25 protein-coding genes are annotated in these 24453 nt (G+C 66.8%); 6 read left to right on the top strand and 19 right to left on the bottom strand.

The genetic code is table 11. From position 1 onward, the window contains the following. Window positions 1–75: 75 nt before the first annotated feature. Together NA11_RS06760 and NA11_RS06755 are read right to left on the bottom strand one after the other, a co-directional pair. Window positions 76–1596 (bottom strand): MFS transporter, encoded by a 1521-nt coding sequence (locus NA11_RS06760; protein ID WP_069160997.1) that lies wholly within the window; start codon window positions 1594–1596, stop codon window positions 76–78. Between the two features lie 265 nt (window positions 1597–1861). Continuing rightward, window positions 1862–3208 (bottom strand): CoA transferase, encoded by a 1347-nt coding sequence (locus NA11_RS06755; protein ID WP_084654236.1) that lies wholly within the window; start codon window positions 3206–3208, stop codon window positions 1862–1864. A gap of 40 nt (window positions 3209–3248) precedes the next feature. On the opposite strand from NA11_RS06755, the gene NA11_RS06750 reads away from it, so the two are divergent. Next, on the top strand, window positions 3249–4022 hold the full coding sequence (locus tag NA11_RS06750; protein ID WP_069160891.1) for a thioesterase II family protein: 774 nt from the start codon (window positions 3249–3251) through the stop codon (window positions 4020–4022). A gap of 113 nt (window positions 4023–4135) precedes the next feature. Here NA11_RS06750 and NA11_RS06745 read toward each other — a convergent pair whose 3' ends face one another. The 7 genes from NA11_RS06745 to NA11_RS06715 all read right to left on the bottom strand — a co-directional run bounded on the left by NA11_RS06745 (window position 4136) and on the right by NA11_RS06715 (window position 10494). After that, on the bottom strand, window positions 4136–4519 hold the full coding sequence (locus NA11_RS06745; RefSeq protein WP_069160890.1) for a DUF2784 domain-containing protein: 384 nt from the start codon (window positions 4517–4519) through the stop codon (window positions 4136–4138). Window positions 4520–4542: 23 nt separating this feature from the next. After that, entirely contained in the window at window positions 4543–5298 is a 756-nt protein-coding gene (locus NA11_RS06740) for an O-methyltransferase (protein ID WP_069160889.1), read from the bottom strand. A 66-nt stretch (window positions 5299–5364) separates the two neighbouring features. Beyond that, window positions 5365–6795 (bottom strand): SDR family NAD(P)-dependent oxidoreductase, encoded by a 1431-nt coding sequence (locus NA11_RS06735; protein WP_069160888.1) that lies wholly within the window; start codon window positions 6793–6795, stop codon window positions 5365–5367. A 168-nt stretch (window positions 6796–6963) separates the two neighbouring features. After that, window positions 6964–7752, bottom strand: coding sequence for a type 2 periplasmic-binding domain-containing protein (locus NA11_RS06730; protein ID WP_141717448.1), 789 nt, complete (start codon window positions 7750–7752; stop codon window positions 6964–6966). A gap of 45 nt (window positions 7753–7797) precedes the next feature. Further along, window positions 7798–9321 carry a hypothetical protein gene (locus NA11_RS06725; RefSeq protein WP_069160886.1) on the bottom strand — a complete coding sequence of 508 codons (1524 nt, stop codon included), beginning with the start codon at window positions 9319–9321 and terminating at the stop codon, window positions 7798–7800. Next, complete coding sequence (locus NA11_RS06720) at window positions 9318–9533, bottom strand: hypothetical protein (RefSeq protein ID WP_069160885.1); 216 nt, start codon at window positions 9531–9533, stop codon at window positions 9318–9320. The genes NA11_RS06725 and NA11_RS06720 overlap by 4 nt, the downstream gene beginning before the upstream one ends. Before the next feature lie 31 nt (window positions 9534–9564). Next, complete coding sequence (locus tag NA11_RS06715) at window positions 9565–10494, bottom strand: alpha/beta fold hydrolase (protein WP_069160884.1); 930 nt, start codon at window positions 10492–10494, stop codon at window positions 9565–9567. Between the two features lie 210 nt (window positions 10495–10704). Here NA11_RS06715 and NA11_RS06710 point away from each other — a divergent pair, with 210 nt between their 5' ends. From NA11_RS06710 to NA11_RS06700, 3 genes are all read left to right on the top strand, one after another. After that, on the top strand, window positions 10705–11391 hold the full coding sequence (locus NA11_RS06710) for a TetR/AcrR family transcriptional regulator (protein ID WP_069160995.1): 687 nt from the start codon (window positions 10705–10707) through the stop codon (window positions 11389–11391). Window positions 11392–11601: 210 nt separating this feature from the next. Next, window positions 11602–12747, top strand: coding sequence for an acyl-CoA dehydrogenase family protein (locus NA11_RS06705; protein ID WP_069160883.1), 1146 nt, complete (start codon window positions 11602–11604; stop codon window positions 12745–12747). Further along, window positions 12731–13402 (top strand): TetR/AcrR family transcriptional regulator, encoded by a 672-nt coding sequence (locus NA11_RS06700; protein ID WP_439957048.1) that lies wholly within the window; start codon window positions 12731–12733, stop codon window positions 13400–13402. The genes NA11_RS06705 and NA11_RS06700 overlap by 17 nt, the downstream gene beginning before the upstream one ends. 21 nt (window positions 13403–13423) lie before the next feature. Here NA11_RS06700 and NA11_RS06695 read toward each other — a convergent pair whose 3' ends face one another. Beyond that, a complete protein-coding gene (locus NA11_RS06695) occupies window positions 13424–13783 on the bottom strand; it encodes a hypothetical protein (RefSeq protein ID WP_069160882.1) in 360 nt (119 codons plus the stop codon). Between the two features lie 236 nt (window positions 13784–14019). On the opposite strand from NA11_RS06695, the gene NA11_RS06690 reads away from it, so the two are divergent. Further along, window positions 14020–14790, top strand: coding sequence for a DUF4190 domain-containing protein (locus tag NA11_RS06690; protein WP_069160881.1), 771 nt, complete (start codon window positions 14020–14022; stop codon window positions 14788–14790). Between the two features lie 41 nt (window positions 14791–14831). Here the strand turns inward: NA11_RS06690 and ligD are convergent, their stop codons facing one another. From ligD to NA11_RS06665, 5 genes are all read right to left on the bottom strand, one after another. Then, entirely contained in the window at window positions 14832–15839 is a 1008-nt protein-coding gene (gene ligD, locus NA11_RS06685; RefSeq protein WP_069160880.1) for a non-homologous end-joining DNA ligase, read from the bottom strand. Then, entirely contained in the window at window positions 15836–16915 is a 1080-nt protein-coding gene (locus NA11_RS06680) for an ATP-dependent DNA ligase (RefSeq protein WP_218023251.1), read from the bottom strand. Before NA11_RS06680 ends, ligD begins: the two co-directional genes overlap by 4 nt. A gap of 139 nt (window positions 16916–17054) precedes the next feature. Beyond that, window positions 17055–17453, bottom strand: coding sequence for a cold-shock protein (locus tag NA11_RS06675; protein WP_069160879.1), 399 nt, complete (start codon window positions 17451–17453; stop codon window positions 17055–17057). 40 nt (window positions 17454–17493) lie between these two features. Then, window positions 17494–18594 (bottom strand): SPFH domain-containing protein, encoded by a 1101-nt coding sequence (locus tag NA11_RS06670; RefSeq protein WP_069160878.1) that lies wholly within the window; start codon window positions 18592–18594, stop codon window positions 17494–17496. 19 nt (window positions 18595–18613) lie between these two features. Next, the gene (locus tag NA11_RS06665; protein WP_069160877.1) at window positions 18614–18847 is read right to left on the bottom strand and encodes an NfeD C-terminal domain-containing protein; all 234 of its coding nucleotides are present in this window, start codon (window positions 18845–18847) and stop codon (window positions 18614–18616) included. A gap of 144 nt (window positions 18848–18991) precedes the next feature. Here NA11_RS06665 and NA11_RS06660 point away from each other — a divergent pair, with 144 nt between their 5' ends. Further along, on the top strand, window positions 18992–22018 hold the full coding sequence (locus NA11_RS06660) for a tetratricopeptide repeat protein (protein WP_069160876.1): 3027 nt from the start codon (window positions 18992–18994) through the stop codon (window positions 22016–22018). Window positions 22019–22071: 53 nt separating this feature from the next. Here NA11_RS06660 and NA11_RS44650 read toward each other — a convergent pair whose 3' ends face one another. The 4 genes from NA11_RS44650 to NA11_RS44645 are packed head-to-tail and all read right to left on the bottom strand — an operon-like array spanning window position 22072 to window position 24156. Next, on the bottom strand, window positions 22072–22629 hold the full coding sequence (locus NA11_RS44650; protein ID WP_141717447.1) for a hypothetical protein: 558 nt from the start codon (window positions 22627–22629) through the stop codon (window positions 22072–22074). Further along, window positions 22626–23501 (bottom strand): hypothetical protein, encoded by an 876-nt coding sequence (locus tag NA11_RS06650; RefSeq protein ID WP_069160874.1) that lies wholly within the window; start codon window positions 23499–23501, stop codon window positions 22626–22628. The genes NA11_RS44650 and NA11_RS06650 overlap by 4 nt, the downstream gene beginning before the upstream one ends. After that, complete coding sequence (locus NA11_RS06645; protein ID WP_069160873.1) at window positions 23498–23812, bottom strand: hypothetical protein; 315 nt, start codon at window positions 23810–23812, stop codon at window positions 23498–23500. The genes NA11_RS06650 and NA11_RS06645 overlap by 4 nt, the downstream gene beginning before the upstream one ends. After that, window positions 23809–24156: a hypothetical protein gene (locus NA11_RS44645; protein WP_141717446.1), complete on the bottom strand. Its 348-nt coding sequence runs from the start codon at window positions 24154–24156 to the stop codon at window positions 23809–23811. The genes NA11_RS06645 and NA11_RS44645 overlap by 4 nt, the downstream gene beginning before the upstream one ends. Window positions 24157–24453 lie beyond the last annotated feature (297 nt).

Below are 24453 nucleotides of genomic sequence, written 5' to 3'. Positions count from 1 at the left end.
CCGAGACCCCTCGGAGTAGCTCTAACCGGCCGAAACCTTCACTCCTGCAGCTCTGTTCGCCAGCCGAACCGCTCGCTATTCGTGACCCTCTAACTCACCCGCGGGAATGTGCCGCAGCCGCACCGTCGCGATCACCGAAATGACCACCGCCGCAACCGCGGTGATCCCGGCCGTCACATGCATACCGTGCACGAATGCGGCGCGTGCCGCCGCCAACACGGCGTCGCCGAGGTGGGCGGGCAGCTCCGTACTGGTGTGGACCGCCGCACCCAGGGTGTCGCGCACCGACCGCCCCGCCTCCGCGGACAGGTCCGCAGGCAGCGTGTCGGCCAAATCGCCGCGGTACAGCGCGATGCTGATGCTGCCGAGGATCGAGATGCCGAGCGCACCACCGAGTTCCGCGCCGGTCTCGGACACCCCGGAGGCGGCCCCTGCCTGTTCCTCCGGTGCCGAGCCGACGATCAGCTCCGTGGTGATGCCGAAAACCGGTGCCAGACCGAGCGAGAGGACCATCGAGGTGGCCAGGGCGAGCCAGAGGCTGCCCGCGCCGACCTGCGTCATCATCACCAGTCCGACGGCCGACGCCGCCATGCCCGCGCCGATCAGGTACGCGGGCCGGACAACTCGCACGATGCGCGGTGCCAGCTGGGAGCCGACGATGAAGCCGATGCCCGACGGTGCCAGCGCCACGCCGGTCTCGAGCGGCGACAAGCCGAGCACCAGCTGGAAGTACTGCGCGATGAACAGGAAGTAGCCGAAGACGACGAAGATCCCAACGATGTTGACCAGCAACGCGATCCGGAACGTGCCGAGCCGGAACAGCCGCAGGTCGAGCATCGGGTCCGGCCTGGTCAGTTGACGATGGACGAACAGCGCGCCGAGCACGACACCGGCGGCCAACGCCAGCAGCGCGGCCGCGCCGAGACCGTCCTGCGCGATCTTCTTCATCCCGAACACCAGCGCGATCATGGTTGCCACGCAGAGCGCCGCGCTGATCGGATCGAGGGCGCCCGCGTCGGGATCCCGGTACTCGGGCAGCACCTTCGGCCCGAGCACCAGCAGCAGCGCCATCACCGGCACCGCGAGCAGGAACACCGAGCCCCACCAGAAGTACTCCAGCAGCACCCCGCCGAACAGTGGACCGACCGCACCGCCCGCGGAAAACGCACCGACCCACACGCCGACGGCGATCGAACGCTGTCTGGCGTCGCGGAACATGGTGAAGAGCAAGGAGAGCGTGGCAGGCGCGAGCGTCGCCCCCGCGACGCCGAGCAGGGCCCGGCACAGGATGAGGATCTCCGCGGTGGGCGCGAAGGCGGCGATCACCGAAACGACCGCGAATGCGGCGGCGCCACCGAGCAATACGCGTCGTCGCCCGATCCGGTCGCCGAGCGTGCCCATGGTGATCAGCAGGCCCGCCACCATGAATCCGTACACGTCGATGATCCACAGCAGCTGTGCGCTGGTCGGATGGAGTTCCGCGCTGATCATCGGCACGGCGAGGTGCAGCACCGTGAGATCCATGGCGTAGACGAGGCAGGCGAGGGCGAGTACACCGAGCCCGATCCATTCACGGCGCCCGGCACGTGCGGGCATCGTGTTCTCGGTCAGGTCGAGGGTGGTGTCCACGGGGCGGATTCCTTCGTCGGCGCGGTCCATGAGGGTCATATCAGTTCTGACGAACCGGACACCACCATCTCATCGGCCACCGACAAGAATTCGCAAACGATTTTAGTAGGATCCCGCGCGCCACAGCCGTTGGGCCGCGCACGGAGTTGACGCTCGATCCGTGCGCGGCACCCCGGTGAAACGGCGTGCGTTGCGTGGAAAAGCGTGGAGCAGTGACTAGCGGAGCTAGTGACTAGCGGGTCGTCATCGGCCAGGCGGGCCGATCGGCGCCGAAGTCGGGAGCGGGCGAGGTGTATGCGGGGTACTCGGCGATCGCGGGCGCGGCGGTGATGATGCCCGCGTGCGAGATCACGTCCGCGGGGTCCGGCGCTGCGGCAGGCGGATGCCGCGGCGTGCGGTCCGGCGCGTAGAGCAACCAGGACGCGGTGCGCGCCAACGACACTCGCACGGTACGGCCGATCCCGTCGCGCGACCGTGCGACCAGCGCATCGATCACACCTGCGGCAAGCAGGTAGCCGGACGCGTGGTCGAGCGCCTGCGCAGGCAGATATCCGGGCACGGCAGGCGGACCCTCGGCGTTCGAAATACCCGTCGCCGCCTGCACGATGCTGTCGAAACCGCGGCGCCCGCGCCACGGCCCGCGCTCACCCCACGCACTGACCCGCCCGTGCACGAGGCCGGGCCGGGTGGCCGCCCAGAGCCCCGCGTGTTCGAGCGAACCCGGCCGGTAGCCGGTGACGAGCACATCGGCCGACCGCAGCAGGTCGTTGAGAATCGGCAGTTGCGTGCGCATGTCCAGCAGGGTGGACCGCTTGCCCTGGCTGGTGTCGGCGAACTGCCACGGGATCTCCGGCAACCACGGCGGATCCACCCGCAACACCTCCGCGCCGAGGAGTGCGAGCGATCTGGTGGCGACCGGTCCGGCGATCACCCTGGTCATGTCGAGGACCCGCAGTCCGCGCAGCGGCTGGAACGGCGCCGCACCCATCGGTAATCCTGGTTCGCCGCGGTCGGCCCGCTCGTCGATGGCGACCAGTGGCCCGCTTGCCGCGGCCCAGCCTTCGGGGCTCTCGGCCCATTCCTGTTCGGTGCGCACGCGGACCGCGATCGCGCCGTTGGCGGCCGCGTGCTCTTCGATATCGGATGCCCGGCTCATCGCCATCTGCGCGACGGCCAGGTCGAGCGGTGCGTCGACCGGGAGGCCGAGCGCGGTGAGCAGCCGATCGCGGTGGTGCGGGTAGTTGGCGTGGGTGCGAACCCAGCCGTCGTAGGTGGGGAAGAATCCGGAGAGTTCGGCGAACATGGTCGCGGGCCTGCCGTTGATGCGGAGCAGACGTTCGCTACAGAAGGCCGCGGTGATGCGTCCTGGGTCGATGTGGTGCGCTACCGGGTCGAGGCCGCGGACGGTTCTGATGCGGTTCGACGCGGCGGTGAGCGCCGCGACCGAGCCTGCGGCGAGCGCCCAGACCGGCAGTGTCGCAGCCAGATTGCTGCCCGGTTCGAGGGAAGGGGTAATGGCGGAGGCGGTTACACCGATTCCGGCTTCGTAGTCGTGTACCAGCCGTGTGTGCGCGTTCACGCGAACGAGCGTAATAGTTCCGTCTGAGAAGGAGATCGACATGGGCATAACCATCGGATCCAGTGAGTGGCTACGGATCCTGCGATCCGTGCCGACTCCCCGCCGCCACCTGCTGTGTTTCCCGCCTGGCGGTGGTGCGGCGACGGTGTATCGAGAGTTGGCGAAACGGGTCGGCGCCGGCGTTGCCGTTGTCGCGGTGCAGTATCCGGGGCGTCAGGACCGGATGCGCGAGGCGCCGATCACCGAACTCGGCCAGCTCGCCGATCGGATTGCCGAAGAGGTGCTGCGCCACGGAATCATCGACGGGCTTGCGCTGTTCGGCCACAGCATGGGCGCGACGCTTGCCTTCGAGACGGCCTGTCGGCTCGAGCGGGCAGGCCAGCCGGTGTCGACCCTGTTCGCGTCCGGCCGTCCCGCACCGTCTTTCGTGGAGACCCAGCGCATCCACCTCGGCACCGATGCGGATCTGATCGCGGATCTGGAGCGCTTGGCCGCGGACCCGGCGCCGATCCAAATGCTGCGCGACGAGCCGAGTCTCGCGGAACTGGTGCTGCCGCCCATGCGCGGCGACTATCAGGCCATCGAGACCTATCGGTACACGAAGGGCGACCCGCTCGCCGCCGATATCGTGGCCATGGTCAGCACCGCCGACCCGACCATGACACCGGAGCAGGCCGACGAGTGGCGTGCGTTCACGAGCGGAAGCTTCGAGCGTGCAACGTTTTCCGGTGGTCACTTCTTCATCGACGAACATCCCGCCGAGGTGGCCGCGTCCGTCACGACACACCTCGCGAAGGATCACTCGCCTGCGTGAGAGCCGTTCGCTATCCAGCGATCTCAGTCGCACGGAACTAGGCTGCCGCGTCCACCTGGCTCGCGAAAGGTCTCCGGTCAGATCTCGGTCTGCCGGAGACCGCACGTCACCGGCTACCGGGCTACCCGCAGGCGCGGTCCGGAGCGTCGCATGCGCAGCCACCCGTAGCCGATCCACGACACCGCGACCGCGACCGCGACGAGCACCCGCACGGTGCCGAGCGCACTCTCCGGATAGAGCACTCCGGTGATGTAGTGATCGATGAATCCGCTCGACGGCAACCCGGCTTCGCCCGCGCGATGCCGCGCCCAGTTCTCCACCTGCGTGAGCGGGCAATCGATCTGGAACAGGACCGTCCCGAACCCCCAGCAGAACGCGAGCACGTGCAGCACGAAGCTACGCGGCCACCGCCACGCCAGGAATCCGCCGACCACCACGTACGCCACGAACGCGAAGTGCGCGGCAGCGGTGACATCGGCCAGCAGCCGATACAGCATGCCACCAGCGTAGCCGCGTCGGGTCAGCCCAGGTATTCCGATTCGAGCACAAGATCGCTGATCAGCGACTGGTACTCGACGTACGTCTTGTGCTCGATGGTGCGCCAGGCGCGGCCTTCCTCCTCGCGCGTATAGCGGCGATAGTCCGGGGCGCCTGGAACTTTCACGTTGTCGGCGACCACGACGGTGCCGGGATGCAACCAGCCCGCGGCCATGATCGACCGCAGATCCGGCAGATAAGCAGTCTTCAAGTGGTCGAGGAACACGAAATCGAGTGCGGCAGGGCCGAAGTCGTGTTCGATCGCCAGGTGCCGCATGGTCGCGCCGCCGTCGCCGATCATGCCGACCACCACGCTCGCTCGATCGGCCAGGCCCGCGTATTCGATGACGGCGCGGGCAATTTCGGCGTTGTCGGGGTTGGCCTCCACCGACACCAGCCGTGCGCGGTCGGGCAGCAACCGCGCCGTCCGCACGGCGCTGTAGCCGCAGTAGGCGCCGAGTTCGAGCAGCAGCGCCGGCGCGGCCCGCTGGATGGCGGCGTCGAGCAGCAGCCCTTTCCGGTCGCCGACGTTCATCAAAACGCTGTGGTGGCGCGCGAAGTCGTCGATCGTGTCGACGACGCTGTCCGGGTCACCCGCGGTGGCATGCGCGCGAACGTGCTCGAGCAGCACCTGCTCGCGACCGTCGCCGACCTGTCCGGTGCGGACCATGGTGCGTCCGCCGATCGCCATGCGCAGGATCGAGACAGGCCAGCGGATCATCGATATCGGCGAGCGCATAAACGGCAGCGTACCTGGCATGTTCGCGGTTGTCGTCGGTACAACTGGTGACGTGATACTGGCGAATTACCAGGGTGACGGCTGGTAATCCTTGAGGAAACAGCCGTAGAGGTCGGTGCCGTTCTCGCCCTGGACAATCGGGTCGTAGACGCGGGCGGCGCCGTCGACGAGATCGAGGGGCGCGTGGAAACCCTCTTCGGCGAGACGGACTTTCGTGTAGTGCGGGCGCTCGTCGGTGATCCAGCCGGTGTCGACGGCGGTCATCAGGATGCCGTCGGCCTCGAGCATTTCGCGAGCGCTGGTGCGGGTCAACATGTTCAACGCGGCCTTGGCCATGTTGGTGTGCGGGTGGCCAGGACCCTTATAGGCGCGGGAGAACTGGCCCTCCATCGCCGAGACGTTGACGATGTACTTGCGCCGCGCCGCCGCGGCGGCCATTGCCGGGCGCAGCCGCGACACCAGGATGAACGGCGCGACCGAATTGCACAGCTGCACTTCGAGCAACTCGGTGGGATCGACCTCGGCGACGGTCTGCACCCAGCTGTTGGTGTGCGCGAGATCCGGCACCAGGCCGCCTGCGTCGATCGCGATGCCGCGCGAAATGCGTTCGGGGGTGGCCGATCCCGCGACCAGCGCGAGTTCGGCGACATCGGCAGCGGACAGCGTCGGGGTGAGCGAGGCGGTGAGCGCGGTGGGATGGGCCTGCATCGTCTTGCCGAACGTCACCACATCGGGTAGCGCGCCTGCGGGCAGCGCACCGGACTCGGCGTCGACCAGCGCGCTGTAGGCGCCGGGGGAGCGGCGCACGGTCTGGGCGGCGTTGTTGATCAGGATGTCGAGCGGGCCCTGCGCGGCCACGTCGTCGGCGAGCGCGACCACCTGCGCGGGATCACGCAGGTCGATGCCGACCACGCGCAAACGGTGCAGCCACTGCGGGCTGTCGTCCATGGCGGTGAAGCGGCGGATGGCGTCGTTCGGGAACCGGGTGGTGATGGTGGTGTGCGCGCCGTCGCGCAGCAAACGCAACGCGATGTACATGCCGATCTTGGCGCGCCCGCCGGTGAGCAGCGCGCGGCGGCCGGACAGATCGGTACGGGCGTCCCGCTTGCTGTGGCTGCTCGCCGCGCACTCCGGGCACAGCTGGTGGTAGAAGGCGTCGACCTGGGTGTACTTCTGTTTGCAGATGTAGCAGGGCCGCGGCCGGAGCAGGGTGCCCGCGCTGCCCCCGGCGGCATTCGAGGCGAGCGGGATGCCCGCGGTCTCGTCGTCGATGCGCTGCGGTGAGCCGGTGGCCGTCGCCGCGACGACCTCGCGATCGGCCGCCGACACCGCGGCCCGCGCCTCGGTCCTGCGGCGCTGCTTGAGCTTCTTGAACATGTGGCCGACCGCGCGCTGCACCGCCACCGAGTCGGGATGCTCCTTCTCCAGCTGTCCGGCTTGGTCCAGCACCCGCAGACAGGTCGCGAGTTCGTCCGGATCAATCATGCTTTCGGCCATCGGAGGTACAGGCATCCTTCACTGAGCAGGGCAATCGACCCGCTCATTGTCGCAAACCGCCGGACCGGGTTGCCGCCCGGTTGCCCCTGCGCGGATGGCAGTCGGCGACGCCGGCGGGGCGGGTGCGCAACGGCACGGCTGCCGACGCAGCGGGCGGGACGGGTCAGCTCAAGCCCGCAGCAGCGCCAAGGTGGTGGTCGCCGTGTGCTTCAACAGGTCGACGACCTCGGGGATCGTCGGCATCCTGACGGTGCTCGCCTCGCCCACCGATCGGTGCAGCCAGCTGATCTCATAGGTGGTCCAGCCGTCGCGCACGCCGAGCGTGACGCCGCTGATGTCGGCCTGCTCGGTGGTCCGCCGCACCAGATACGCCTCGTCGCCGAGTCCGATGACCGGGGTGACGCTGTCGTCCTTGGTGAGGTCGGACTGGGTCCATGCCTCGAAGCGCGCGGCGAACTCGGGCCCGGGATCGGTCTGCTTGTGCACCTTGGCGTTCGCTGTGAGGGTGGTGAGGTCGGTCGAGCCGGTCGGGACCAGCTGGATGGTGCAGCGCATCGTGTCGACGGCACGGTGCAGCAGCGCCTCACGCAGCGGGTAGCGCGGAGACGCCGGACGGGAAGGGGCCAAGGCGAATCCGGCGTGCGTGTAGGGCACGGTGTCGGTGATCGCGCAGAGATTGTCGACGGCGTGATAGCCACGGAGGTCAGCGGCTGGGCTGTCCCGATTGCTCTCGGAGGAGACGACGGCGACGCCGGTAGCCCCGGCCACCGCGACGCAGGCCACGACGCCGAGCACCGTCCACCGCCGACCACGACCCAGCTGCGGCCGCCGAACCAGCGTCCGCGGTGGCACCCGCCCATCCGGGTGCGGCCGCATCGGGGTGGTCGGCGTCAACGGTTGATGCAGCCATCCGGCGTAGCTCAAACGCGGAGGCCGCTGATCCGACGACCCCATCATGGGCGAAAAGTATCACCTCGGCGCCGAGGCCGCTGGTCGATCGGGTCAGGCCGGATCCGCACCGAGCCGCGCGGCCGCGGCAGCACGCCCGCACTCGTCCGCGCGTGCGGCGAGCCGGCTGCGCAGTGCGGCGGGGATTTCCGCGCGGACCTCGATCAGCCCGTCCCACACCACCTCCGGGGTTTCCGGCGTCAGCGCGGCGAGAAATTCGTCGAGATCGTCCATCCTGTCGATGATCTCGAGCACCCTGGCGCGGCCCGCGGCGTCCTGGGCGAGCGCGATATCGACCAGGGTGTCGATGTTGTCGCCGCGCGCGGCGGTGCGCAGCGCGGCGAGCAGCTGATCCCTGCTGAGCTCCCCGATGCACGAGGCCAGGATCGGGGTGGTGGTCTCGGGCAGCGCGTCGACCAAAGGCAGTGCCTGCGACCAGAGTTCGTGGGTGGCGGTGGTGGTGATCACCGTGCGAAGCACCGCGGGTTCCTGCAGGATCGGCAGGCCTGCCATCCGGCGGCGATCAGTGTCGGTCATGGCCAGTGCGATCGGCAACATGGCCTCCCAGAGGTCGGCTTTGTCCGCTTGGGCGACCAGTTCGCCGAGCTCATCGTCGGATTTGTCGGCGAGCCGAGCGGCCAGGATCGCCCGCTGGTCCTCGTTCAAATGCACGACCAGCGGCAGCAGCTCGAGCCAGAAACCCTTGTTCAACGCGGCATCCATGATCGAGGCGAGCACCGATTCCTCCTGTACCGCAGGCCGTTCGGCGAAGGCGCGCAGGCTGTCCTTGTTCATCGCGCTGGTCACCGGGAGCAGTGCCTCCCACGCGTCGAGCTCGCGCACCGCAGCCACCAGGCTGTCGAGCACCTCGCCGCCGAGTCCGGCGGCGATATCGCCGAGCACGGCGCGGTTCTGCGGACCGACGCTGTCGAGCAGGTCGAGCCCTTCGACCCAGAGATCGTGTTCGTGCGCGGCCAGAATCACTCCGGCGAGCCGGTCGGTGACCAGGCCCATCAGCCGGTCGACCGCCGACTTGTCCTCCATCAGGAACCCGACGCGCAGCAGGTCCGCGTCGCCGAGTACAGGCACCGCGGCGCGCATCGACTCCTCGGGCACGACGCCGACGAACCGGCTCATCGTCACGTGGTCGCCCCGCCCGCCCAACTCCTTCGCCACGGCCACAACGAGTTTCGCGGGTACGGCCGCGATGATGTCGGCGGTGCGGCGCGGGTCGAGCTGGATCGCGGTCTCGGCGAGAAAGCGGGCGGGCAGCGCCTTGGCGATATCGACCGCGCGCGACGGCTCGACCGACCCGGCGACCGCCGCGCACAGCACCGGCCCGAACGCGCGCTCCGCGGCCTTCGCGCTGATCACGGTCGGCACCAATTTCGTTGCGGCGGCGATGCGTTTCATCCGTGCCGCATCGCCGTCGAACAGCAGGTCGGTGGCCCGCTCGCGGAATTCCCTGATCGCGTCCGGCGAGAGGCCGGTGAGGAAGTCCAGTGCCGCGGGATCCGAGAGTTCCAGCAGCCGAGCGAGTTTCGTCGCCTCGGCGCGAGCCATCAACTGCGTACTCACAAGCCGAGCGCCTTCTTGACCGTCGGGCGCATCAGCCGGGGAATGAGCTGCAGCGAGGACTCGACCGCCGCGCCGAGGCGCTGGCCGCGCGCGGTCTGTGCGGCCCGAAGCAGTCGATCGAGTTCGGCGAGATCGGCGGCGCTGAGCCGGTCGAACTCGTCGGGCAGTGGCGCGCCGAGGGTGCGGATCAGCGGAGTTGCTGCGTCCGGCATGGGATCTCCGTATCGGTTCGAAAGGATCGGGTCAGCTGCTGCGCGGGGTGATCGAGGCGAGGTCGGCGCGCATGTCGTCGACGAAGTTGGCGATCGCCTCGGCAACGAGCAGCGGCTCGGTGACCGGCAGCCAGTGATCGGCAGGCACCGCGCACCGCCAGAGCCGGTCCACCCAGCGCGTCGAGGTGTCGTAGATGGCGGCGGGCACGAACGGATCGGTGCTGTCGACGAGCAGCTGCACCGGCACGGCGGTGCGCCGCACGCGCGGCCGTCGCACGTGATGCAGGAGGTTGGCTTGCGCAATGCGCCCGCCCGCAAGCAGATCCGTTGCCCAGGTGCGCGCGATCCTGGCAGGCACCGGCGAAACACCGCCGAGCCGTTCCACCAGCAGGGTCCGCACCCGCGGCGGATACAGCCTGCGCGCCACCGGCACCGGGCTCAGCGTCCAGCGCACGCTGCGCAGCCACCAGCCGACATCGCCCGCGTGGAGCCGGACGTGCGGCGCGATGGCGCGCAGCCAGAGGCCGAAGTGATCGAGGTTGGGTCCAGCGATGGCGGTGAACGACGCGATCGTGGTGTTCGCCCTCGGATCACACACCGCCTCCCACAGCTGCACCGCGCCCCAACCGTGTCCGCAGGTGTGCACCGGTCGATTCGGGCTCGCGGCCTCGATCACCGCGAAGAGGTCGTCGGCGAGCCGGTCGAGCCGGAATTCCGACAGCAGTGCGGGATTATCCGACCGGCCGTGGCCGCGCACGTCATAGGTGATCACGCGAAAGCCGTCGGTCAGCAACGCGGCCACCGTTGCCCACACCCGGTGGGTGTCGGTGAGGCCGTGCACCAGGACCAGGGGTTCGGCGGCGGGGTCGCCCCATTCGAAGACGGCGAGATCGGTGCCGTCGGCGGTCACCGTCCACTGCCGGTCCGGGCGGGGCGTTTCGGTGTCGAGCTCGTTCGTCATGTCGTTGCCTCGTTCGGGTGCGCTGCCTACCGGTGCCGCGATTGTCGGTCCGGCCGGAGGTCAGGTCGAGCCGTAACTCCCAGGCGTACCGCCAGTACGTTTTCCGATACTGACAGTACGAAGTATTTGCTGGGAAGGGGAGGGGCAACGGCCACATTATGGCGTAGCTCACGCTGATAACCGTACCGGCGGTACGTGTATGCTGCGGACGTGGCCCGTCCAAGCACCCGTTCTTCGGCGACCTCCCGCGCGGAGATCGTCGATGCGGCGATCCGGGTGATCGACCGGGACGGTCCGCGGCCGAGCATGGACGACATCGCCCGCGAAGCGAACATCACCAAGCCGCGCCTGTACCGGCAGTTCGCCGACAAGGCCGATCTCTACACCGAGATCGGCCAGCGGATGGCCAAGTCCGCGGCGGCGGCCGCGGGCAACGACCTGACCCTCATGCTGCAACCGCCGCGCACCGCGTTGCGTCGCGTGCTCACCGGCTACGCCGACAGTATTCTGCAGCATCCCAACGTTTTTCGCTTCCTCGGCCAGGCGCAGGTGACCCAGCGCTCCGACGGAACGGTGCTGCAGTTCGACCTCGGCCGCGCCGCCTCGGATCGCTTCACCAGGCAGGCGCGCGAGATCGCCGAATCCATTCCGATCGACACCGCGGGCATCGACTATCTGTCCCGCGCGGTGGTCGGCGTCGTCGTCTCGATCACCGATCTGTGGCTCGGCGATTCGGCGGAATCCGCGGACCAGCCAACGCGCACCGCCGAATTCGTCGATCAGGCGACCGAGTTCGTCTGGGGTCTGATCGACGGATTCCTGCGCAGGCAGGGCATTTCCGCGGATCCGGAGACGCCGATCTTCACCTCGCTCGCCGCGGTCAACCAGACGCGCTGACCCGTACCGGCTTTCGTCGCCGCTGTACACGGCTGCGTCGCGTCGGCTTGCGTGCTTGCGCATGATGCGCTCACTTCCGCTGCTGACAGTACCGGTGCGCCTCGACATACGCCCGGGTTGTTGACACATTGCCAATAGTGCGAGAATCTGATGGCGAGCGGCCATCTGCGATGCCGCGGGTAGCAACAGCAGCGAGCAAAGGATCCGAAGATGGCACGCGCCGCATGGAGTGACGACGAGGTCGAGGCGGTACGCGATCTCGCGAAGGCGTTCTTCGAAAAGGACGTCGTCCCACACGAGGAGAAGTTCGTCGCCCAGGGACACCCCGACCGCGCGCTGTACAACCGGGCAGGCGAGCTCGGCCTGCTGTGCACGGCGATCCCCACCGAATTCGGCGGTGGCGGCGGCACATTCGCGCACGAGGCGGCGATCATCGAGGAACAGTCGCGCGCGGGCGACGGCTCGATGGGCATGCCGGTGCACAGCTCGATCATCGCGCCCTACCTGAAGGAATTCGGCTCCGCCGAGCTCAAGCAGCGGGTGCTGCCGAAGGCCGCCAGCGGCGAGATCGTGCTCTCCATCGGCATGACCGAACCCGGCACCGGCTCCGACCTGCAGAACATCAAGACCCGCGCGGTGCGCGAAGGCGACGAGTACGTCATCACCGGCTCGAAGATCTTCATCACCAACGGCTGGCTCTGCGACGGCATCATCATCGCCGCCAAAACCGACCCGACCAAGGGCGCGTCCGGCGTCTCACTGATCTACGCCGACGTCTCCGACGAGACACCGGGCTTCAAGCGCGGCCGCATCCTGAACAAGATCGGCGGCAAGGCCCAGGACACCGCCGAGTTGTTCTTCGACGGACTGCGCGTGCCCGCGTCGAACCTGCTCGGCGAGGCCGAGGGCCTCGGCTTCTATCAGATGATGCAGATGCTGGCCCAGGAGCGACTGGTCACCGGGATCATCGCGGTCGCCATGATGGAGAAGGCCGTTCAGCTGACCATCGACTACACCAAGGGCCGCGAGGCCTTCGGCAAGCCGTTGTTCGCGATGCAGAACACCAAATTCGAGCTCGCCGAGTGCGCGACCCTCGCGAAGGTCAGCCGCACCTTCCTCGACGACTGCATCGTCAAGCATCTGCGCGGCGAGCTCGACATCCCAACGGCGGCGATGTCGAAGTACTGGCTCACCGACCAGCTGGGTATCGTGGTTGACCGCTGCCTGCAACTGTTCGGCGGCTACGGCTACATGACGGAGTATCCGATTTCGCAGCTCTACACCGGCGCCCGCGTCCTGCGCATCCTCGCGGGCAGCAACGAGGTAATGAAGGATCTCATTGCCCGGTCTCTCTGATACCTCGAGCGACCCCATCGCGCCTCGGGACGACGCCGACGGCGCGGTGGCGCCGCGCCGCCGTCGGCTCGAACCCGACGAGCGGCGGGCCCAGATCCTGGCGTGCGCGATCGACATGTTCGGCGAACGGCCGTATGCGGCCGTGTCGACCGCCGAGCTGGCCCAGCGCGCCGGGGTGGCCCGCGGCCTGATCAACCATTACTTCGGCAACAAGCGCGACCTCTATCTTGCGGTCGTTCGCCGCATGGTCACGCTGCCCAAGCTCGACGACATGATCGTGCCGATCGGCACCGAACGCGAACGTGTCGAGGCGAGCGTGCACTGGCTGCTCGACACCATCGCCGAGCACGGCAGCACCTGGGTGAAGGTGACCAGCCACGAGGGCGTCGGCGACGACCCCGAGGTGCAGCAGATCCTGGATCAGGCCGACGACGCGGCCGCCGAACGGCTGCTGCTCATGGTCGGGCTCGCCGATTCGGCGCGCAGTGCGGCGTTGCGCGCGATGGTCCGCGCCTACGGCGGGCTGGTGAAAGTCGCGGGGCGGGAATGGATCACGCGCGGCACGCTGACCAGACCGCAGGTGCACGAGCTGCTCGCCGACATGCTGATGACGCTGGTCACCGAATCGCTGCCGAAGGTGGACCGCCGGCGCTGAGCGCGCCGACGGTCCCGGTTCTCAGCTGCGGGTTTCCGGCGCGAGCTCGTTGGCGGGGACGCGGGCCGCGCTGTAGCGCACCGGACGCCGGTGCCCTGGCATGTGCCCGTGCCTGCCGTGCGTCCGCTCGATCACTTCCTCGCGTCGATGTTCCACCACCAGCGCGCCGACGCCGAGGATCCACAGTGCGGCGGTGACGATCGCGCCGGTCTGCGTGTACTGGTCGAGGCCGTATCCGGCGGCGGTGAGCGTGCAGGCCAATGCGACCATGCCCAATCCGCAGAGAATGAGGCCAGGAATATTGAAATTGTCGCCGAGCAGATCGCCGGCTTGCGCGTGCCACGGCCGATCGTCGCGGCCGTCGGGGGTGCTACCGAGCATGGATCCTCCTGGGAGTCATCTCGAGATCAGTCACACATTCCGATCAGCATGAACCGTGGACCAGCAAATATCCAGTAATTCGCAGCGGTCGAATGTCGCCGCCGGACGAACTGGGCGGTAATTAGACATTTGTGATGAGCACGCGCCGCGCTGCCCCTATTGTGGGTCGGGATATCGGGGCGGGTCCGGATAGTCCGAGGTTCCTGCACGGTGTGTGGTGTGGAGAGGGACCTGGCATGGCACGGGCAGAACGCCGTGAATCGGAACGCTGGCCTGCGGCGGCGCAGGACGATCGGTGGCCGGAAGCGGAGGAGGAGCAGCGCTGGGGCGAATCCGACCCTGATGATCGCTGGCAGGAGGCGGCGCCGCGGCGGCGCACCGGACGACTACGGGTGGAGATTCCGCCCATCATCAACCCCTACGCGATTGTCGCGCTGGTGGCGGCGCTGCTCGGGTTGTTCCCGGTCGCCATCGTTTTCGGCTTCATCGCGTTCTCGCATCCGCGCGGCCGGGTGATGGCGATGTTCGCGCTGCTGATCGGTGTCGCGGAGGTGACGGCGCTGGCCGGGCTCGTTGTGCTGTCCGGCAGGATCGTGCCGGACGACCTGCTGCGCGCGAACAAGCCTGCGGCGACCGTGAATCTGTCGGCACAGTCGACCACCGAGCAAAAGGCGCCGCCCACAACGACTGTCGCGCTCAGTCCGGTCACGACGACGGTGGCGCCGACCGCGACGGCGGCGCCGAGCAACCTGAAGAAGGGCACGGCCTGCACCGACGCGCAGGTCGGCCAGATCGGCAGTGCGGCCGACGGGGGCACGCTGATCTGCTTGCGATCGGGGACCGCATTCCTGTGGTCCGGTCCCTACAACGTGTCGACGGCGATCCAGCAGGCCGGGGCGAAATGTGATGGGAGCACCGGGAAATCCGGGCGCACCGCGGACGGCCGTGCGCTGATCTGCGAGAACCCCGGCCGCAATGGCATATGGGCGTTGTGGACCTCTGAGTAGCACCGTCGATTGAGCAGGGTCACCTGCCGAGCGAACGTGCGCTACTCCTCTTTCTTGGCGCGGCTCGGCTGCACCCGGGGTGGTTCGTTGGGCATCTTCGGATACTGCGGCGGCCATGGCGCGTCCATGAGGCCGGACGCCATGTCCCGCTCCGACATCTCCAACAGCGGCGCAATGGATTGCGGTGCACGATCGGCCCACGGATCACCGAACTCGGCCAGGCGCGCGGGCACGGTCGCGATGGTGAGCTCGTCCGGCACGATGTCGGCCAGTGCGGACCAGTCGATCGGCGTCGAGACCTGGGCGCCGACCTTCGGCCGCACACACCACGCGCCGAATACCGTTTTGTGCGGGGCGTTCTGGTTGAAATCGACGAACACGCGGTTGCCGCGCTCTTCCTTCCACCACTGCGCGGTGATCTCCTCGGGATGCCTGCGCTCCAGTTCCCTGGCGAGCGCGACGGCGGCCGCGCGGACCTGGTAGCCGTCCCAATTCGGTTGCAGCGCAACATAGATATGCAACCCGCGCGATCCCGAGGTCTTGATCCGTGACTCGATCCCCAACTCGCTGAACAGCTCTCGCGTGAGCACGGCGGCCCGCCGGAGGTCGTCGAATGTGATACCCGGCGAGGGATCGAGGTCGATGCGCAGCTCGTCGGCGATCTTCAGATCGTCCGCACGGTTGGGCCACACGTGAAAACCCAAGCAGCCCTGGTTGACTGCCCACAGGATGTGCGCGAGATCGTGCGCGACGAGCGCGTCGCTGGTGGTGCCGTTCGGCGTGGTCACCTCGACGGTGTGCAGCCAGTCCGGCGCGGTCTTCGGCACCCGCTTCTGGAACCACGACTTGCCCGACGCGCCGTCGGGATAACGCTCCAGCAGCAGCGGACGGCCGCCGACCACATTCAGGAAGGGCTCGGCCACCGCCTGGTAGTAATGCACGAGATCGAGTTTCGTTTCGCCGCGCTTGGTGAAATACACCTTGCCCGGATTGCTGATGCTGACGGTCCTGCCGTCGACCTCGATATCGACGGACTCCGTTTTACTCATCGGGCCTCACTGAAGATCGCGCCGAGTTCGGCGGGCGGCGCCTCGTCGAGCTGGGCATAGGTGCAGGATTCGGGTGTCCGGTCGGCCCGGAAACGGACCAGCCTGCCGCCGTGCCGCAGCCGCCCGGATTGCACGTGTTCGTAGCGCACCTCGGCCACCAGTTCGGGGCGCAGCGCCTCCCACGACAGGTCCTTGCCGCCGGTCCAGCGGCTCACCCCGCCCGGCATCTTGCCGTCGGCCTTGGCCTGCGCGACGGCGTCGGCCCACGTGGCCCACGGGTGATTGTCCAGCGCGTGCTCGCGCAGCGGCGCGAGTTCCTCGACCAGTTCCTTGCGCCGGGCGGCGGTGAAGCTGCTCGCCACGCCGACATGGTTGAGGTTGCCGTCCTCGTCGAACAGGCCGAGCAGCAGCGATCCGACGCCTTCGCCGTCCTTGTGCCACCGGAAGCCCGCCACCACGCAGTCGGCGGTGCGTTCGTGTTTGACCTTGAGCATCACCCGCTTGTCCTGCAGGTAGGTCAGGTCGTTGCCCTTGACCATGACGCCGTCGAAGCCCGCGCCCTCGAACCGGGTGAACCAGTCCTCGGCGACATCGGGATCCTGGGTGATCGGCGTCAGATGCACCCGGGAGAGTTCGGTGTCGAGAATCGTCTCGAGCAGCCGCCGACGTTCGGCGAACGGCTCGTCGGTGAGGTCCTTGTCGCCGAGGGCGAGCAGATCGAACGCCACGAAACTGGCCGGCGTCTCGACCGCGAGCTTGTTGACCCGGGAGGCCGCCGGATGCAGGCGGTTCTGCAGGGTGTCGAAGTCGAGGCCCTGATCGGTGACCACCACGATCTCGCCGTCCACCACGCACTTGTCCGGCAGCGCCTGCTTCAGCAGTTCGGCAACCTCGGGAAAATACCTGGTCAGCGGACGATCGTTGCGCGAGCCGAGCTCGACCTCGTCGCCGTCGCGGAACACGATGCAGCGGAAGCCGTCCCACTTGGGTTCATAGCTCAGTCCCGCCTCGCGCGGCACGCCGGGCGCGGTCTTGGCCAGCATCGGCCGGACGGGCGGCATGACGGGTAGCTCCACGCGGTCCTCCTCGGTGTCGTGTCCTCACCGATAGAGACGTCGCTGGCGACAGTGATTCATCGGTGCGGAAACACTCATCCCGATGATCGTATGCGCCGCGTCCGACAAGATCATGGACTTGCCGGACGCGGCGTTCGCGTCAGTTTTCCACCCAGCCGTGTTGCTCGGCGAAGACGGTGAGCCGGTCGCGGATGGTGATGATCTCACCCGCGGTGAGCGCCGGGCTCGCGTCCAGGAGTAGCTCGGTGATGAGGCGCTTGTGCTCGGCGGCGGTCAGCTGCCCCGAGTTCGACCGGTGCTTGGACTTGTGCGCGGCAGGTGGCGGGCTCGGCTGACCGCCGACCACCGTCAGATTGACCGCCTTCGGCCCTCGATCACCCTCTGTCATGTCGAATTCGAACACCCGCCCCTGGCGCAACTCGTCTTCATCCAGCCCTATGTCGTTGACATGGACGAACACGTCCGGCCCGCCGTCTTCCGGTCGAATGAATCCGAACCCCCGAGAGCTGTCGAACGACACCAATTTCCCGATGGACACCTACACCTGCTCCTCATCGCGCCGTCGCTTCCCGGTCACCTTAGCCCGCGTTTTCTCCGTCGTTGGACGAAAGCGCCTTTTGTAATGAATTGAAAACAGTCAGTCCTTGACCGACCATTCCGTTCACCAGTTCGCTCACCCCGTCCGGACCGTTGAGTACGGTTAGATTCGCGTTCGCCAGCCCGTTGGACGCCTGCTTGACGATTTCCGGGAGTTGTTCGATCAACAACTGGTCCAACGCGATCCGGTTGTTCGACGCGGCCGCCGCGGCCTGGATCCTGGTCCGGTCGGCCTCCGCCTCGGCCAGGATGCGGACCCGATCCGCTTCGGCCTGAGCGGGTTTCACCACTTCGGTCTGCAGCTGCTGCTCGCGCAGCTCCGCCTCCTTGGTCGCCTGCACCGCCTGCGCGGTCAGCACCTCTTGCAGCGCCTTGGCCTCGGCGAGCGGGCCGGACTGTGCCGCTTCGGCATTCGCCTTGTCGATGTCGCGCTGATATTCCGCGCGCAGGATCGCGGTTTCCCGCTGATACTCGGCCTGCCTGCGCAGCGATTCCTGCTCGGCCTTGGCCGCGAGCTGCGCCGCCTCGGACTGGGCGATCTGCGCGTCCCGCTGCACGGACGCATTGTGCGGCGCCGCCAGCGCTTGAATGTAGCCGAGGTTGCCGTCGTCGATGGACTGGATCTGGAAGGAATCGACCCAGAGCCCGATATTGCCCATCTCCACTTTTGACGCGACAAGTACTTCGTCGGCCAGCTTCTGACGTTCCCTGATGATCTCCTCGACCGTCATCGAGCCGACGATCGAGCGCAGGTGACCGGAGAAAATGCGCCCGGTGAGGACCGACATCTCCTTTTCCTGTTCGGACAGGAAACGCTGCGCGGCATTGACAATCGACTGGGTGTCGTTGGCGACCTTGAACGCGATCACCGCGCGCACCTCGAGCTGGATCGCCTGCTTGGTGACGCAGCGCTCCTTGATCTCCGCCTCGAACATGGCCAGCGACAGGTAGCTGACCTTGCGGAACAGCGGAATCACCCAGCTACCGCGGCCGATCACCACCTTGAACGGCGCGTCGTCCTTGGTCTTGGCGCCGCTGATCAGCATCGCCTCATCCGGATTGGGTACGTGGTAGCCCAGCACCTCTGTCTCCCTTACTGTTTCAGATTCCTTCGGCGGATTCCGGCGTCAGCGGAACCCACGGCACCACATCGACGATGCGGCCGGGGCTGACCGCGATGATCAAGACGGTCGCCCCTGCGGAAATGGCCTCGGCGGCACGGGCGATGTACAGCTCCGTTCCCCCTCGGATCGCCACCAGGACCTCGCCGAGCATCCCGGCACCCCGGATCGGCGAGGAGAGCGTACCCGTCATACCGACCACGGGGTCGCCCATCGCACCGATCTCCTCCCACTGGCACTCAGACCCGCCACACTACGTCTCGCGCAGCACCTTTCGGTATCAATATGGACACGGTGCGCGAATGCCCAGGTGGCGGGTGTGTCAGTGCGCGGCGAAGCGCGCGGGTATGTTGCTTGCATGGGAGGACGGCTCGCGCTGGTGGTCGGGTCCGAATGTGTGGCGCTGGGGGAACTGGGGTTCACCGGCGAACTCGCCTCGGGGTTGTACGGGAGTTTGACCGAGGTCGGCGGCTGGCGGTCCGCCATCGACGCCGACGGGCCGGTGCTGGATCCGACGGCAGATCAGCTGGTCGAGGCGGTGGACGCGGCGTTCGCGGCGGCCAGTGCGCGGCAAGCGACGCTGCTGCTTGCGTTCATCGGGCACGGGGTGGCGACCAGCGCCGAGGACTTCTATCTGCTCAGCCATGATTCGCCCGCAGTGCCCAACTCGCGCAACGCCTTTCATCTCACCCAGGAGATCAGGGAGCGATTGAACCAGTCCGCCGTCGACGGGCTGGTCGTGCTGGTCGACGCCTGCGAGACCGGGCAGGGCGTGCTCGGTGCCGCGCGCCGGTGGACCGATCTGCTGGCCCAGGCCGCAGGCCGGATGGAGATGCTCGTCGCGGCGGGGGAGGGTCCCGCGTTCTCCGGCTGCTTCACCCGAACCATGTTGGACACCTTCATCGACGGGCTGCCGCTGCGCGGCGAGAACCTGCTGCCCGCCGACCTGATCGATCCGATCGCCGGGCAGTGCACTCGCCAACAGCCCCAATATCTTTCGTTCACGTCGGGCTCGGTGTCGATGGCGCACAGCGCGGATCCGGGACTGTGGCTGGTGCCCAACACCGCACGGCATCGCGACGCGGTGAGCGGGCGCTCCGCCGCAGGCTTCGTCGACCAGCTCACCCGTGACTTGCTGGTCACTCCCGATGTTCGTGAGCACCTCGACGCGATCATCGATGCGGGCAGCAATCGCCTGCGCGTGGTGATCGGTCCGACCGGCGCGGGCAAATCCACCTTGCTCGCCATGCTGATTCGGCCGAGCCTGGTGGAAGGCTTGGCGATCACGCCCGAATACATCACCGCCGCAGTGTTTCTCACCGCCGCCAGTGCGATCGAGGCGGTCGCCGCCGAACTCGCCGCGCAGCTCAGCGTCCGGCTGCCCGGGTTCGCGGACGCGGCGCGTGCCGTGCGCACGCAGCGGGCCAGGGACGAGTACGACATCTTCGACATCCTGGTGCGCCACCCACTGGCCAGGCTTTCCACCGCGGGCAGGCGGGTGACGCTGGTCTTCGACGGCCTCAACCAGCCGCAGGAAGGCACGCGGAAGTTGCTGGTCGGCGCCATCGCCGATCTGTCCCGGCGCCACGACCTGCGACATGTCCGGGTGATTCTCGGCATCAGGGACGGCACCGGCGTCGAGCACGATCCGGCGCTGGCGCACATGTATCGCATCGAGGTCGGCGAGCCTGCCGCCGACGACATCGCCACGGTCGTCGGTTCCGCGCGAGGCGGTGCACCCGCGTACCCGTCCCAGTGGATCGCCTGGATTCAGCGCTTGTTGTCCGAGGCGCCGACGGCCGAGGCGGACGGTGCGCATGTCGTCTCCGGCGGGTGGCTGCTGGCCCGCATGCTGCAGGAGGTGGCGTCGAGCATCACCGACAGCGCGGTCGCCGACGGCATCGGCCTCGACCGGATCGTTGTCATGCGAGTGGACAACGCATTGAGCAGTATGGATCCCGAAACCACCGGTGCGACAGGGGCATTGCTGAGCGTCCTGGTTGCGGCAGGCGTCGGTCCGGTGCTGCCGCTCGAACTGCTCGATGCCGCGCTGACGTCGCTCGGAGTGGATCTGCACATCGCCAGGATTCGCGATATCACAGTGGCTTTGGGCGCGTTAGTGACCCGCAGCCACCCGGGAACGGCGCGCGAATCGCTCGGTGTGACGCACGGTGCGCTGCTGCCCAGTCTGCGTGCCGAAGGCAAACTGCTCGGGGTGGAACCCGAGGCCGCGCACCGCGCGATCGTCGCCGCCATCAAGGAGAGTCCCAGCGATCGGGCCGCCGACTACGCGCGTGGGTCGGCCGTGCGGCATTGCCTGGCGTACCGGGATTCCGCCAGCGCCATCCACTTCTTGGAGATGTTGCAGACGCAGCGCGCCGCCGACAACCGTGACCTGTGGTCCGCCTGGATTCCCGCCTTCACCGAGGCGCTCGGCCCGGACGACCCCGACACCTTGACCACCCGGAGCCGCGCGGCGTACCACCGCGCCGAAAGCGGCGACTTGATCGGCGCCATCACCGAATTCGAGCTGCTGTTCATCGATCGCTTCCGGATACTCGGCCCCGATCATCCGAAAACCCTTGGCACGCGCACCAATCTGGCCACCTATCGGGCCCGCTGCGGTGACTTCGCCGGTGCGCGCACCGATTACCAACGCCTGCACGCCGACCAGCTCCGGCTGCTCGGACCCGACCATCCCGATACCCTCCGTACTCGAAACGACTTGGCATCCAACCGAGCCGACCTCGGTGACCTCGGCGGCGCGATCGCCGACTTCGAGCAGCTCGCGCTCGACCGGGCTCGGATCATCGGCCCGGACGACCCGCAAACCTTGCGCACCCGAAACAGCCTCGCCTATTGGCGCGGGGAGAGCGGCGACATCGCAGGCGCCCGCACCGAATTCGAACAACTCCTCGCCGACTGCCTCCGCATCTACGGCCCGGACCACGTCGCAACCCTGAACGCGCGCAACAACCTGGCCGCCTTCCGCGACCGCAGCGGCGACCTGGCCGGCGCCCGCGCCGAATTCACCAGGCTGCTCGCCGACCGCCTCCGGGTCCTCGGCGCGGACCACCCCGACACCCTCACCACCCGAAGCGCCCTCGCAGGCTACCTAGCCGAGAGCGGCGACCTCGCCGCCATCACCGATTTCGAAAACCTCCTCGTCGATCGCCTCCGCGTCCTCGGCCCCGACCACCCCGGCACCTTCGCCACCCGCAACGACCTCGCCACCGCCCGGGCCGAATCCGGCGACATCCCCCGAGCCATCGCCGAACTAGAGGTCCTCCTCGTAGCCGAACTCCGAGCCCTGGGCCCCGCCCACCCCGCCACCATCCACACCCAATCCACCCTCGCGCATTGGAGAGCAGAGCTCGTCCAGTAGTTGCCTCGGCACGGTGGGCAACGCCTCTTGGCTATGGCTGAGCGTTGCGCTCACTACGTTTTCGGCAGTTTCCTGGTCAGCTCGACGAGGTAGCGGGCAGCTTTGTGTATGTCTTCCTCGGTTAGGTTGAGGGGGCCGTTCTTTGTCTGGGTCACGGAGTTCATAATTCTGAGTGCCCCGTTCCACTCTCCGATTCGCGTGGCCAAATCGACGTTGGTGCTGGCATATTTTGTATCCTTGCGATTATCCAGCACCCAGACTGTCTCGCCCAGTTCGGTTGTTTTCACGAACCCGGGGACCCTGTCAGTTGGATCAATATCGGTCAGCGTGTTTCGTACCTGCACATAGCCATTCGTTATTCGTAGCTCACGGTTGTTAGCATCGCAGGTCCCACCAACCGAGATCGTTGCATCCATGTTGACGAGCGTTTCCGGTATCTGGTCAACTGCATGCAGATCGTTCGCAAAAAATGCTAGTAGTGAATCGCACAGGTCGCGAAGTGTCATTCCCGGTGGCGGTGCAGGAGGAGGTGGTGACTGCGCGGTGGAGCATCCGGTGGCGAGTGTGATAGTGATTGCGGCGACGAAGGCGATCCGTCCGGACCTGATCACAGCTTCAACTCCCAATCCGACTTGTCGCCGTCTTTCACCGATGCGTCGCCGAGCGCGGTGCTGATCCCGGTGATGCCGTCACCATAGCTCGAGACGACGCCTGGTGGCCATTTGTTCATAGGAAGACCGGCGTTCGCCGATATGTTCTGTGAAATCTTGTTTCCTTCGATGATATTCGTCTGTGCGTTGGTGGCGATAGAAGTGGCGATCCCGAGAATGAAGGTTTTCGAGGCATCCACGGCGGCCACCAGATCCGCCGAAGCCGAGATGGGCCCGAACGGTAGGCTGAAGTATGATTTTACAAGAGATGTCACGACTGCCAAGACCTTCGTTACCAAATCCTTCGATTTCGTAGCTAGGTCGATGTAAAGAGTCAGCTCGTTCTTTGCGATTGTCTCGAGATTTGTCGCTATGTCCTCGCACGTCTTAGGCATGGATTCCACTGCGGCTCTTTGCCGTAACCGCATATCTCTGTATCGAGTGGCCGCGTCGCCTTCCCATTCTATGGTGAGGTCCGTTTCGGAGATCAGGCTGGCGGCATTTGTGATGTCGTTCTTGATGTTGCGCCACTCGTTCGTATACTCGAGAAATCGGATCGGGACCTCTAGTCCTGGATCTATCTCCGAGAGTCGTTTCGAGGTTTCACCCAGCGCGTTGTTAATCTTGTCGCGGTTCTCCCACACCAAGGCAACATGGCTTTCAGTCGTGATAAAACCACCCGTGGCCAGTCCTCCGGTATATCCTTCGGCGCGGATCAGAGCGACAAGGTCGCCGTGCCAGTCTTGGACCTTCTGTGGCAGGTTACCGATCTCGCTCGCGCTCGACCGAATCGCCTCTATCTGCTTTTCTAGCTCTTCGCGGGCAGTGGTCACAGTTCCCCCGTTTTGCTGTTGATAGCGTGTGCGCCGGCCGCGTCCTCTGCTTCGTAGGTGTCATGCGCCTGCTGTAGGACTGCCGCGATGTCCTTGAACACAGCTTTTCCCTCGAGCATCCTGTCGAGGAAGTAGGTGGGGGCAGGCTTGTACTTTTCCAGAGCGAGGGCGAAAGCCCCCGCCCTGCCATCTGTTATCTCGACATTGAAGGTTCGCATAGCGGCGCTGTTCAGGAGATCAGCGGCTTCGTTCCACCTGTTCACCGCATGCTGCATCAAATTCAGTGAAAGCACTACCTTGTCGGATGTCATGATGCCCTTTCGTCGATGAGTCGGTCGCGGTGGCGGTCCAGATGGAACTCGAGATCTGCTTCGGTGTATCGCGAGTAGTCCCCGCGGACTTCGAACCTCGGGCGCATCGAGCGGAGCTGGTGGGCACACCACAAGATTTCGTCGGAGAGTTGGCCGGGCTGAGTGGAACCAGGCCATCCGGGCAACACCCTGATCGACTGGATGTAGGTGCGGTCGGCGGTCATTCGCACGGGATGCCCGTCGTCGATCTCCACTTGTCCGTAAACCTCGTACTCGGCGTCCTTGATCATCCTGCTGGACGTTTCGGTGTACTGCTCCCAGGTTTCGGTCTCGAGCAAGACCATGAGGATCGTCCGGCGGTCCGGCACCGCCGTGTCCGAGATCTCCTGCGGCGATGGCAGCCGACCAGCTGAGTACAACCGTCCCAAGCGCAGAGAGACTGCGGCCTTATACGCCGACATCAGCTCGTCGCTGGCTTCATATGGCGCAACCTGTGTGGTCCACCCAGCAGTGAAATCAATACGGACCGGCAGAAACCCACCGTCGAGTTCCATTGATATGAAGGACGATCCGCCCGCAGGACGGCCCGGAGCTGGTGTGGCTTCCGAAGCGCGCTGTCCCGCCCGTTGCGGCACCACTGG

The sequence above is a fragment of the Nocardia altamirensis NBRC 108246 genome, assembly GCF_001612685.1.
GTDB lineage: Bacteria > Actinomycetota > Actinomycetes > Mycobacteriales > Mycobacteriaceae > Nocardia > Nocardia altamirensis.
This window is presented reverse-complemented; position numbering and strand designations above follow the sequence as displayed.

What these genes read in the sequence shown, in the direction of transcription:
- NA11_RS06690 (WP_069160881.1), top strand. Translation starts at nt 14,020, where the DNA reads ATGGCACGGGCAGAACGCCGTGAATCGGAACGCTGGCCTGCGGCGGCG.
- NA11_RS06665 (WP_069160877.1), bottom strand. Translation starts at nt 18,847, where the DNA reads ATGGGCGACCCCGTGGTCGGTATGACGGGTACGCTCTCCTCGCCGATC.
- NA11_RS06750 (WP_069160891.1), top strand. Translation starts at nt 3,249, where the DNA reads ATGGGCATAACCATCGGATCCAGTGAGTGGCTACGGATCCTGCGATCC.
- NA11_RS06645 (WP_069160873.1), bottom strand. Translation starts at nt 23,812, where the DNA reads ATGACATCCGACAAGGTAGTGCTTTCACTGAATTTGATGCAGCATGCG.
- NA11_RS06740 (WP_069160889.1), bottom strand. Translation starts at nt 5,298, where the DNA reads ATGCGCTCGCCGATATCGATGATCCGCTGGCCTGTCTCGATCCTGCGC.
- ligD (WP_069160880.1), bottom strand. Translation starts at nt 15,839, where the DNA reads ATGAGTAAAACGGAGTCCGTCGATATCGAGGTCGACGGCAGGACCGTC.
- NA11_RS06720 (WP_069160885.1), bottom strand. Translation starts at nt 9,533, where the DNA reads ATGCCGGACGCAGCAACTCCGCTGATCCGCACCCTCGGCGCGCCACTG.
- NA11_RS06715 (WP_069160884.1), bottom strand. Translation starts at nt 10,494, where the DNA reads ATGACGAACGAGCTCGACACCGAAACGCCCCGCCCGGACCGGCAGTGG.
- NA11_RS06730 (WP_141717448.1), bottom strand. Translation starts at nt 7,752, where the DNA reads ATGATGGGGTCGTCGGATCAGCGGCCTCCGCGTTTGAGCTACGCCGGA.
- NA11_RS06735 (WP_069160888.1), bottom strand. Translation starts at nt 6,795, where the DNA reads ATGGCCGAAAGCATGATTGATCCGGACGAACTCGCGACCTGTCTGCGG.
- NA11_RS06695 (WP_069160882.1), bottom strand. Translation starts at nt 13,783, where the DNA reads ATGCTCGGTAGCACCCCCGACGGCCGCGACGATCGGCCGTGGCACGCG.
- NA11_RS06745 (WP_069160890.1), bottom strand. Translation starts at nt 4,519, where the DNA reads ATGCTGTATCGGCTGCTGGCCGATGTCACCGCTGCCGCGCACTTCGCG.
- NA11_RS06660 (WP_069160876.1), top strand. Translation starts at nt 18,992, where the DNA reads ATGGGAGGACGGCTCGCGCTGGTGGTCGGGTCCGAATGTGTGGCGCTG.
- NA11_RS44645 (WP_141717446.1), bottom strand. Translation starts at nt 24,156, where the DNA reads ATGGTCTTGCTCGAGACCGAAACCTGGGAGCAGTACACCGAAACGTCC.
- NA11_RS06705 (WP_069160883.1), top strand. Translation starts at nt 11,602, where the DNA reads ATGGCACGCGCCGCATGGAGTGACGACGAGGTCGAGGCGGTACGCGAT.
- NA11_RS06760 (WP_069160997.1), bottom strand. Translation starts at nt 1,596, where the DNA reads ATGCCCGCACGTGCCGGGCGCCGTGAATGGATCGGGCTCGGTGTACTC.